This window comes from Corynebacterium sp. HMSC076D02 (assembly GCF_001813815.1).
Taxonomy (GTDB): domain Bacteria; phylum Actinomycetota; class Actinomycetes; order Mycobacteriales; family Mycobacteriaceae; genus Corynebacterium; species Corynebacterium simulans.
In genome coordinates, this window is sequence record NZ_KV814050.1 from 1 (window position 1) to 10,745 (window position 10,745).

Annotated in this window: 8 protein-coding genes and 1 pseudogene; 3 read left to right on the forward strand and 6 right to left on the reverse strand. The window is 50.6% G+C overall.

Annotation, left to right across the window (positions count from 1 at the left end; all coding sequences use genetic code 11):
- The 3 genes and pseudogenes from HMPREF2935_RS07195 to HMPREF2935_RS07205 all read right to left on the reverse strand — a co-directional run.
- The coding region (locus tag HMPREF2935_RS07195; RefSeq protein WP_070732593.1) for a type I restriction endonuclease subunit R at positions 1-2,458 on the reverse strand (2,458 nt) is incomplete at its 3' end.
- Positions 2,455-3,669 (reverse strand): restriction endonuclease subunit S, encoded by a 1,215-nt coding sequence (locus tag HMPREF2935_RS12725; protein WP_083313199.1) that lies wholly within the window; start codon positions 3,667-3,669, stop codon positions 2,455-2,457. The genes HMPREF2935_RS07195 and HMPREF2935_RS12725, both read right to left, overlap by 4 nt.
- A pseudogene (locus HMPREF2935_RS07205) lies at positions 3,663-5,501 on the reverse strand (N-6 DNA methylase); the annotation flags it as partial. The pseudogene HMPREF2935_RS07205 and the gene HMPREF2935_RS12725, both read right to left, overlap by 7 nt.
- Before the next feature lie 107 nt (positions 5,502-5,608).
- Here HMPREF2935_RS07205 and HMPREF2935_RS13570 point away from each other — a divergent pair.
- Positions 5,609-6,379 carry a helix-turn-helix domain-containing protein gene (locus tag HMPREF2935_RS13570; protein WP_246817798.1) on the forward strand — a complete coding sequence of 257 codons (771 nt, stop codon included), beginning with the start codon at positions 5,609-5,611 and terminating at the stop codon, positions 6,377-6,379.
- The gene (locus tag HMPREF2935_RS13575; RefSeq protein ID WP_246817799.1) at positions 6,376-7,071 is read left to right on the forward strand and encodes a hypothetical protein; all 696 of its coding nucleotides are present in this window, start codon (positions 6,376-6,378) and stop codon (positions 7,069-7,071) included. Before HMPREF2935_RS13570 ends, HMPREF2935_RS13575 begins: the two co-directional genes overlap by 4 nt.
- On the opposite strand, the gene HMPREF2935_RS07215 is transcribed toward HMPREF2935_RS13575, so the two are convergent.
- Positions 7,033-7,995, reverse strand: coding sequence for a type I restriction-modification system subunit M (locus tag HMPREF2935_RS07215; RefSeq protein WP_201040625.1), 963 nt, complete (start codon positions 7,993-7,995; stop codon positions 7,033-7,035). The genes HMPREF2935_RS13575 and HMPREF2935_RS07215 overlap by 39 nt on opposite strands.
- 30 nt (positions 7,996-8,025) lie before the next feature.
- The gene (locus HMPREF2935_RS07220) at positions 8,026-8,232 is read right to left on the reverse strand and encodes a type II toxin-antitoxin system Phd/YefM family antitoxin (protein ID WP_049146082.1); all 207 of its coding nucleotides are present in this window, start codon (positions 8,230-8,232) and stop codon (positions 8,026-8,028) included.
- Between the two features lie 455 nt (positions 8,233-8,687).
- Here HMPREF2935_RS07220 and HMPREF2935_RS07225 point away from each other — a divergent pair, with 455 nt between their 5' ends.
- The gene (locus HMPREF2935_RS07225) at positions 8,688-9,704 is read left to right on the forward strand and encodes a DUF3644 domain-containing protein (RefSeq protein WP_070732598.1); all 1,017 of its coding nucleotides are present in this window, start codon (positions 8,688-8,690) and stop codon (positions 9,702-9,704) included.
- A 146-nt stretch (positions 9,705-9,850) separates the two neighbouring features.
- Here the strand turns inward: HMPREF2935_RS07225 and HMPREF2935_RS07230 are convergent, their stop codons facing one another.
- Positions 9,851-10,408 carry a DUF4442 domain-containing protein gene (locus HMPREF2935_RS07230; RefSeq protein WP_232751635.1) on the reverse strand — a complete coding sequence of 186 codons (558 nt, stop codon included), beginning with the start codon at positions 10,406-10,408 and terminating at the stop codon, positions 9,851-9,853.
- Positions 10,409-10,745: the final 337 nt, after the last annotated feature.

Below are 10,745 nucleotides of genomic sequence, written 5' to 3' on the forward strand. Positions count from 1 at the left end.
AACTAAACCCAGGACGCTTCAGTGCCAACTCTTCTTCTGTATAGTTGAACTCGCTGCCCAATAAATCGACACAGTTAGCAAACGAACGCGTGTAGGTAGACACCAGGGAATAGAACATGTTGCGCCTGTGGGCCTCTTCATCGATACCCTCAGCACCATCTGGGATACCGCTGAAGAAACGGATATGCGCCGCCTCATCCCTAGGCTGCTCAACCTCAGACAGAAGCTGCTCTAGCGACTTACGAGCACCTTCCATCTTGGCTTTCGCCTCGCTCGAACGTCTCTTCAATAAGCCCTCAACATCTTTACGGTCGTAATCTTCTAAGGCATCGCCGGTGTAATCGTTGAAAGCCATCTGCACAGAGCGGAACAGATCCATGTAGTCAACGATGTAACCGTAATCCTTTGATGGATCATCGGGACGGTTTACCCGGCATATCGCCTGAAACAGATCATGATCACGCATGGACTTATCGATATACAAGTAGGATGCGCTTGGCGCATCAAACCCGGTCAGAAGCTTATCCACCACGATTAGCAACTTCATCTTCGCGGGCTCTTTCTTAAACTGCTCTTTAACCCGTTCTTCGAAAGCCTCTACAGTTTCGTCGCCAAGCATTCGCTCATAGATACGCTTCTTAAACTCTTCCTCACCTTCTTGATCAAGATCAGAAGTCGCAGTACGAACCGCCGCGTCAGAAGGTTCGTAAGATGTCACTACCGCGCAGCGGGTAAAACCTTTAGAAGTGAATAGTTCCCAATACTTACACGCCTCATAAATACTGCCCGCCACCAACATCGCCGTGCCACGATCAGACTTCAGACGCGGCTTGGTCTCCATGTCAAACAAGATATCGGTAACAGTTTTCTCTAACCGGTCTTTCGACGAGTACAGCTTGTTGAGAGTCGACCAGGAAGACTTCAACTTATTCTTAGCTACCTCAGTTAACCCTTGAGTTTTAGCCTCGAACCACTTATCAACCTTCGCTTCGCTAGTTAAATCCTGATCGATATCTCGCGGCTCATAACGCAGATCTAGGACCACACTGTCACGCACACCCTCATCAAACTTGTAGGTATGGATATAGGGGCCAAATATTTCTAGAGTGGTCTTCTTGTCTTTCTGCAAGATAGGAGTCCCGGTAAATCCAATCAGCGGAGCCTCGGGCATCAACACACGGACTGCTTCATGCAGCTTGCCAGAGTTCGTGCGGTGAGCCTCATCAATAAAAGCAACAACGTTACCCTTAACCGCATAATCAGCTGGTAAATCCTCTAGCAATGCGCGCCGGTACTGTTCAATATCCGAATCCTTACCAGCGTTATGGCCATACTTGTGGATAAGCGAGCACACAATCGGCTCATCATTAGCGTGATCCTTGGTTGCTTTACCGCTGATAATGTCGCGCAGGTCTTTCCCACTGGTTGCGCGGCGAATTTTTTGATCAATATCCCCGAACAAGTCCGCGATCTGCTTATCTAATTCATCGCGGTCGGTAATGATCACCACGCGGCTGTCATCAATGTGTTCAATGATCCATTGGGAAAGCCACGCCATGATCAGTGATTTTCCAGAACCCTGCGTATTCCAAATGATGCCACCCTTGCGCTGCTCAATAAAGGGACGGGCGGCCATGCAGGCGAAGAACTGGTTATGGCGAGCGAGCTTCTTCCGTCCAGCATCGAAAATCACGAAATCGTGAATTAAAGAAAGCAGACGCTCCTGCTGACACATGGAAACGACGCCCTGCTGCAACGGGTTAGTTTTCTCAGCGAGAAGATCCTGGATCTTCTGCGAAACTACATCGGTTGCTTTAGGATCTTCACGCCACTTCAGATAAAACTTTTCAGGGGTCTCAATCGCGCCATAGAACAAGCCTTGGGACTCATTCCCAGCGAAAAGCAACTGTTGGGTTGTGAAAAACCCAGGAATGTTCTCCTTCTTCTGGTTAGTCAAAAGCTGGCGGATACCCTCCGTAGCCTCGATAGACGAGCGTTTCAACTCGAACATAACCACAGCAATACCGTTGACATAGATGACGATGTCGGGGCGTTTCTTTTGTGCGCCAGCAGTGCGCAGCACGCTGACTTCCTCAGCCACCTCGAAACGATTCAGCTCAGGATGCTCCCAATCAATAAAATGCAGGCGCTTATCCTTCTCGCCAACCCGCTCATGATAAGAAACCCCATAGCGCAACAGCGAATACACCTGCTTGTTCAACTCATACAACGACTGCGTACGATCACCGGTTAAAGCAACCAGCTCACGCACAGCCTTCGAGACTGCAGAACTCGGATAGCCACGATCAATCAAATAATCGGAAAGTGTATCCTCACGCACCGGCCGATTTAGCTGATCATGCAGATTACCAATATAGGTGTAGTCGAGATCCCTAGTGAGGCAGTCCTTGATCAGCCGCTTCTGAGCCTCGTACTCCGAAGAAACCACCTTGCTCATGCGTCTACCTCCTCAACAGGCAGGCGCACCCGCCCAGTCAACAAATCATCCATCGCGCCAAGCTTCAACACCCCAACCTTCAACCGCTCCGCCTGAAGCACCCGAATTTCCTCATCCATCGATGACAGCACTTCGGCAATAGCCTTTTGCTCAGCAATAGATTCAGGAATACTGATCGTAAAATAAGCTAAATCTCTCTTTGTGATTTGATAAATGGTCGCTCCGAGAACTTCCCTAACTTGTTCCCTGAAAGCCGAGGATTTGGTGAACCAATACAAATATGATGGGTCAATTGCTGGCAATGCTCTCAATATCGCCATGAAGGCACCAAAAGCAGTGCCTCTGGGAACGTCTTCACTGATTTGAGCGGTTTTTCCAATAAGACGTGTGCTCCCGTTGCGAACGCAAAGAAGAACATCGCCGGCTTGGACACTAGGCGATGTTGCGGCGGACGCGCGAACGAAAACAGTATCTTCGAGTGAGATCACGTCATCTTGGATGTTAGATGATCTAAGAACTAATACTCCACTGGTTTGAACATCTGCTGGATTGTACGTAAGCCCTGTAAGGACTTCGGAGTATTCAAGCAGTTTCGTCCTTAAAAAGGGATTTTGAAAACCGCGCATCCGTTTTTTGCCAGAGAACATGGCATCTAGTGCTCCGTCGCGGATGCTTTTCTTCTTCGCGATCAACTCGTCCAGATTCGCCAAATGCTCATCAAAACCAGACAACACCTCAGCAATCGCCCGCTGCTCGGGAAACTGTGGCATTAAAAACTGGAAAGAAAAGATGTCTTCTGCTGTAACTCGTTTTTGGCTATTAGACGTTCCAGAAGTACTTGATTCTAGGTGTTCTGTAAAATCATTACTTAAAGCGAGATTTCGTAGATACTCAAGATCCAACTCAGAAGAAGCTAAAGGGACAAATTCAAAAGAAGAAACCGCATTGTTAGCTGGTTGCGGGACTATCCAGACTCTGCGTTTGCGAACGTTTAGTTTATTCACCAAAACGCAAGGAGAAGTAATTATACGTCGGGCACTTAGCATGGAAGAGCCTGGTACTCTCACCGGTTTTCTACCGGCGTCGTAAGCAGGCATGCTGTACTCAGTAAAAACTGAGTCTGGAGAAGCAAGTGGAACAATAGATCCAGTTAGCTCGTGGGTGACATCCCCAAGCTGTACTTCTTTCCACTCTCTCGCAGATGTCACCATGTGTAGCCCATCCTTTCGAGGTTGCGCATCACAGCCTCGCGTGATGCGTGTACGCGTTTTTCGATGGAGGGAAGGGTGTGTTCGTAGCGTTTAGCGATTCCGGTAATGCGGCTAGCGTGGATGTCGATCTGCTGGGCGTAGAGGGAAGAAACGGTGGTGCGGATGTGTGCTACCCATTTCAGATCGAACAGCAAGTGCTTGATTTCGTCGGTGGTTAGTGCTTCGTATTTACCCTTCACCTTCTCATCGAGAGCTGTACGAGCCTCCTTTGCTTGTTTCTTCAAGGCTTTAAGCTCGTCGTTCTTTGACGCGTAGCCTGCGAGGGCTTCGTATTCTTCTCGGTAAGCTTCTGGCACGGGCGTATCGGTAGCCAGCTGAGCACGGGCCGCTGTCAGCTTGGTTTTGATCGGTTTGCCGTTCTTTCCGTAAGTATCCAGCTCAGCAATATTAGGGTGTTGTTTCAGCAGACGAGCCACTTCGTGCTGCCTCTTAGCGGTGAAGTGTTCGAAGATTTCGTCAAGGACGGCTAGTTCTGGTGATTTCTTCAACAAGTCAAGCGCTGCTATGCGGGCATTGAGTTGTTTCTCAATAACTTTACCGGTCGAGCTGAGTACTTCAGTGAAGAGATTGTCTTCTTCTGGCTGGTCTTCGAGGATTGTTTCCAGTTCCGCCTCAATCTGGGCAATCTTGGAGGAAATAGCCGTTAGATCGACCTGGTCGGATACGAAGTACTCAGATTCGATTAGTGATGCCGGGATGAGTACGCCGTCGAAGCTTTTTACTTTGCCGGTGTCTTCAACAGCGATGGTCTCACCAGCGTCTTTGGCTTTTTTGGTGCCGTAGACGTATTCGATTTCTCGGCCAGCATTGAAGCCGGAGGCTTTGAGGATGTAGATGTCGTCTTGAAGTTTTTCGTTCCAATAGTTCATCAGCACGTCGAAAACGTCAAAGCGATCTAGAATGCGTGCCTGACGGAAAATCTGCAGCATGTCTGCTCCGATATAACGGATTAGCATGCGTGGCTCTGTGACTGCCGACACCGAGAGGAGCGCGGGTCTGGTTTGATCTGCCCACACCTCTATAAGATCCTCAGCCTCGAAGCGCTTTTGCGCCACAAGCTTCTCGTCAGCTGCAACAAGCGCCGCCAGCTCGTCAGGCTCATGTAGCAACTGGTACCTGCCGGTATCTAGCTCTTGGAAAATTGACTGTTTAAGGTCGGGAGCTATGTCCCACAAGGCATCGAGTGAGTCCACATCGTTCTTCGGGATGCCACCTTGCAAGTGGGCGGTGATGTCTTGGGGTAGCTCATTGCTGACGCGTTGGATATATCGAGGTACATTGAGGTTTCCGTCATTGGCCTCGAGGATTTCTTCGTAAGAAACCTCTCGAGAGTAGCTCTCGATTTCCGTGCGGCTTGTGAAGGTGCGGACAATTCTTTCGATGTCTTGTTCGCGTAGCCGGTTTTTCGCGCCTTCTTTCTTGAAGCCCTGGCTGGCATCAATCATGAAAATACCGGCATGCTCCTCAGCATTTTCTTTATCGATGACAACAATGCATGCAGGGATACCTGTGCCGTAGAAGAGATTTCCAGGTAGGCTCACAATCCCCGTGATATACCTGCGCTCTAATACCTGCTTTCGGATAGTGGCTTCCGAGTTACCTCGAAAGAGAATGCCGTGCGGCATAATAATCGCAGCTTTACCGCCCTCTTTTAGGGATTTGAGAACATGCAAGAACCACGCCCAGTCCCCATTCTTTTCAGGAGGAATCCCGTACCCCTCGAAGCGATGGTACTCATCCCGCTCAGGATTGATGCCATCTGACCAAGATTTATCGGAGAATGTGTGATGTCTAGGGACTTTTTGGACACGGAGTCCAAGAGGTTTTTGGACAGGATGTCTAGTGGCTTTTTGGACGTCTAAGGCGGTGGAATAGCCGGATGGCTATTCCATTGCATAAGCGTAGAAAGGTCGCAGATTTCGATCCCGTTCGTGACGGCAAGACGGTCACACAGTTTTGCAAAGAATTAGGAATCTCGCGGCAGACGTACCACAACATCAAACACCGGATAGAGCAGAAGGGCCGCGCAGGTATTGTGCCGGATTCGACTGCCCCGAAGAATCCGATTAAGAAATTTAACGAAGCCGACAAAATCGCAGTCGTCCACGCCAGACAACAGTTAATGGAGCAAGGCTTAGATTATGGGCCTTGGTCGATCTACTACTTTTTGTTCGACACTGTAGGCGCAGATTACACCCCATCGCGTTCTACAATCGCCGCGTGGCTGCATGAACTGGGATTTGTTGATGCCAATGCCCGCAAACGGCCACGCAGCTCCTATAAGCGCTTCGCCCGCGATCTCGTCGGTGAACTCTGGCAAATCGATGGACTGGTCTATCGCCTCTTTGACCATGCCCACACACATGTCACGATTTACCAGATTATCGATGATGCCAGCAGATTCGATGTCGGAACCACAGCGTTCGCCCTGCCAGAAAACGGTACTGATGCACGCGCTGTGCTGGCCGCAGCGTTCGCTGCCTACGGCAAACCGCAAGAAATCCTTTCCGACAATGGCGATGTGTTCGCCACCTACCACCGTGGTTTTCTCTCTGCTACTGAAACCTGGCTCGCCAGCCAAGGTGTTCTTGCTATTGCTGGTTTCGCCCCGACAACCCAGGGAAAGACGAGCGCTCTCACCGCACATTGACCCAGTTCCTCGATGCACGCCACCCAGTCAGCCTTGCTGAGGTCAACACATATCTGGCTGAATACCGCCAGGTTTACAACGAACGACGACGGCACCAATCACTGCTTATCGGCAAAATGCACATCACCCCACGCCAGGCCTTCGATACCTTCCCCAAGGCACCATCACCTCAGCATCCACTCGATCCTGATCAGGTCTGGCAACGCGTAGTCGCCTACAACCAGGCACACAACCCACAAGCAGTATCCGAAAAGCTCAACGGCCCCGCGGAAGCGGCAACTTCACACGAGGCCAACACCGATGACATGGCAGCTTTGCAAGGCATACCTCCCACCGATACCCCAACACTAACGGCATCGACGACACAATCAACAAACCACTGGGGCATCCCAGACCAACTCTGTGTGAACAAAGATGGCGTTGTACGCGTGTGCGGCTTCGGTCTCTACATCGGTCTGAGGTTTAAAAACCGCAGGCTCTACTCCACAGTCACAGCCGATAACGTTGCGGAGTTCTACACAGCCCATGACGGTGAATTCCTCTTCAGCGTGCCACTGCCGATCACGTTGAGTCACAGGCCGCCAGGTGGCCAGATCAACATCAACCTCGTTGAAGGAATGAAACATCGCCAACCACCCCGGATGAACCCGAAACTATCCAAACCCCGGCCCAAACGCAGGCAACAACCATAAACCGCTAGAAGTGTCCACAAACACCATGGATTCCGTGTCCAAGAAGACACCGGACTCCATGTCCAAAAACCCTATGGACATAACAGATTTATCGGAGAATGGTGGATTCATCACGATAAAATCAAACTTCTGAAGCTGCCCGTAGCCATCCTTGTACTGCGGGCTAGATAGAGTCGAATTAGTCTTAATGTCTCCAGTGTTTTGCTGGTGGAGAACTAAGTTCATCTTCGCTAGACCTGCCGTGGATTTATCTTTCTCCTGACCGAAGATAGTCACCACAGACTCGCCGTACTCGTTAACCGGAGCTTCGTCGGCAGCGCGGATTAACAGGGAACCACTGCCACACGCAGGATCGTACAGCGTCCAAGACCGCTTTGAGTTTCCGTCAATGCGGCTGATACCTAGCAGGCGGGCCATGGTGCGAGAAACCTCGGACGGGGTATAAAACTGGCCCTTACTCTTGCCGGATTCTTGGGCGAACTTCATCATGAAATACTCGTAGGCATCCCCGATGATGTCATCGCCGCTAGCGCGGTTCGATTTGAAATCGATGGCAGGGTTTTCGAAGATTCGGATCAGCCCGGAGACCTTGTCGATGAGTTCCTTGCCGCGCCCTAGCTCGTCCTCATTGTTGAACGACACCTCGGGTAGTGAGCCCTGAAGGCGGTTTTCTTCTAAGAACGAGGAGAGGATTTTATCGACGCGCTCACCAACGTCTTTCTTGCCTTTGGCTTTGGACAGGTCATCAAAAGACGCTCCCTCGCTGATGGTGAAGTCGCCGAAGCGTTGCCCCTTGTAGCGGTCGGATACGTACTTGAAAAACAGCAAGGTGAGCACATAGTCCTTGTAGCGTGCAGGCTCCACACCTCCACGAAGCTTATTAGCTGCTTCCCACAGCAACGAGTAAAGCTCTGTCTTTTTCACTGCCATCCAAAATCCCTCGTAGAAAACAATTTAGTAATCAGTGATGTCTATGCCGGCCTTCATCAACCGCTCATACCGGTCAATCGATATCAACACCGCCATGGGCCTGCCATTCTTCAACACGAAAGCCGCCTCATCTTCCTCGGACAGCTTCGTGATGATCTTCGATGACTGACCACGCAGAAAATCCGACATATTATAAAAATCCATCGTCGTCTTCTCAGGTTCCGCTTCCATTCACGCCTCCCTCACCTAACTGAGCAGGTAGTTAAGTTAGCGACCCTAAAAGTCATTACCATCTTCACTATTCTACGCTAACAAAGAGGACCGTGGAAAGAACAACGCCCCCCCTTAGTCGATACCCGCTAACGGAAAACGCAAACCACACCCCCTGAACACCAGCACTCACCTTGAGTGCGGTTAGAGAACCACCTCACAACAGCAAGAAACCGCGCCCTGTAGCGAATGAAATTACTTCAGAATCACGAAACCCCTGCTCAACAAGAGTTCTTGCTCTCACGCCGCACTTATCAAATCCGACGTCTTAGTCTCCATTAAGCCCCAGCTAGAACAGTGTTTCAGCTGGGGTATTTTCCTATCATCACTGACTTCCGGATCGTCCGTGCTATTACCGAGCGTAGGCAGGGAACAGGCTGAGAACGCCGAAGAGATGACTCGGGGCAGAAGTTAGAATGGTTCCTGTGGATAAGGGACAGGAAGAGATTATTGAGCGGCTCCTAGAAAAGAGCAAGGAAGCTTTTGCTCTTGCAGTGGAGCTGTACAACAGGCCAACGTTGAAATACCACGTGGAGACCTGTTCAATTTTTCTCTGCAACGCATGGGAACTAATGCTCAAGGCGTACCTGATCCGAGAGCGGGGAATCGAGTCGATCTATTACTCGGACGAATCTGGAAAGACAATTGCTCTAGCAGACTGTCTCAAGAAGATTTTTACGAATGATAAAGATCCCCTGCGCATCAACATGGCGGAAATCATTCGCTTCCGCAATGTCAATACTCACTTCATCACTGATGAGTATGAGATTTTCATCGGACCGTTCCTGCAAAAGTCTGTCATGAATTATGTAGATAAGCTCCTCGATCTTCATGGTGAATCCGTTAGTGATTTAATACCGGAGAATCACTTGACGTTGGCCGTGCGCCGCGGTGCAATTGACCCTGACGTGATTCGGACGAAGTACGAGCCTCATGTCGCAGAGAAGCTTCTTAAGATGAGGCAGCTAGCCGCCGACGCGGCAGGAACCGGAGAAGGAGGTGCTGCTGCCGTCATCTACGAGACAAACCTGCGCATCGTCAAGAAGGCGAAGGATGCCGACCTTAACGTCTATGTCGACAAAGACGCGGAAGCCGGCGTCACCATCGTTAAAGACATCCGAGATGCTGCTTCCTATTACCCTTACACAGTTGGTAATGCAGTAAAAGAGGTGCGAAACCGGTTAAGGAAGTCTAAAACCACTATTTACTTCCGAGGCGAGGAAAAGTTATTCAACCGGTGGCACTTCAATCTCTTCAATAAGGTATTCCAATTTAGAGAGGATGCCAGGTACGCACACGATCGCAGCACCGCTGGAGAACCCAATTCATCCTGGACATACTCTCAGCGAGCAATCGAGTTTATCGTTGCACAACTCGAAAAAGAGCCAGGGACGTGTATTGATGCTTTGCAGGCCAAGGCGAAAGCAAAGTAAAAACGCCAACCCTCGGAGCAAAGGAATTTTCAGGCCGAAGCCCTACTCCCATTCGGGAACCCAGCTTTATCCTTCTTGGGTTGGCGCTGTACCCGCAAGAATAGTTGGGCGTGAGGCTTTCTACAACACAATTTTTCCCGGTGTGCTCAAAATGGCTTCAAAGCACTAGATAAACACAGCACAAGAATTTCGGGAAGCACCCTCAGTAGTCCAAGCGTCACTAGCCAGCGTCTGTGGCCAAGTGCAGCTTGTTTCTGCTTGCGCCGGTAATAGACTTGGCGGCGCACATGAGCGACGACATCGCCTTCCTCATCGATGATGTCCACGTCGAACCAATGCAAATACTTCTCACCGTTGGCCGTCTTTTCTTCGATGAGCGCGTAAGTCTCCTCGGGGATACGCATATCGGCGGTGACCGTGCCGCGGCCGGGTTTCAGGTACTTAATCTCACCAGCGGCATCCCAGATGCGGTACTCCTTGCCCAGTCGATGCATGGACGCAAGCATGAAGAACGGGTCCGTCATGGCGGAGAGCGTGCCACCGAAGGCAACACCCATGGCGTTCTTGGTCAGCATGTTTGGCCTGTGGCTGACAACGACGCGAGTGCCGTCATCAGCAAATTCTTGGATCTTGATGCCAGCGCCCAAGAAGGGCGGCCAGAATCCCATGAAGCGCTTGAGCTGGCGTGCAGAAAAGCGGGCCATGAGGAAAGCTCCGTATGAGTTGTGGGGGACAGGTGGGCTAAATGGCGCCAACTCTACCGTTACGGGATAGGGGATAGTTTCGGTCCGTAGCGTGCCGTTTGCCATGGTGACATTTGACTATATCTCCAGATAACTGGCGAAGTAGATGTCGATTTGGGGTAGTTGGTACCGCGAGTCCGCGCAGTTGGTACCGGTGTTCCGTGTATCCGGTACTACAAGGGGTTTTCTTTCATAGTTGATGTTGGCGACACCACAATCCGCTGGTGTTGCGTCAACTTCTACTTGGAAGGAGCTGGTCCTTGTGGTCAACTTCAAGCAGATCATTGCGATGTGCCTT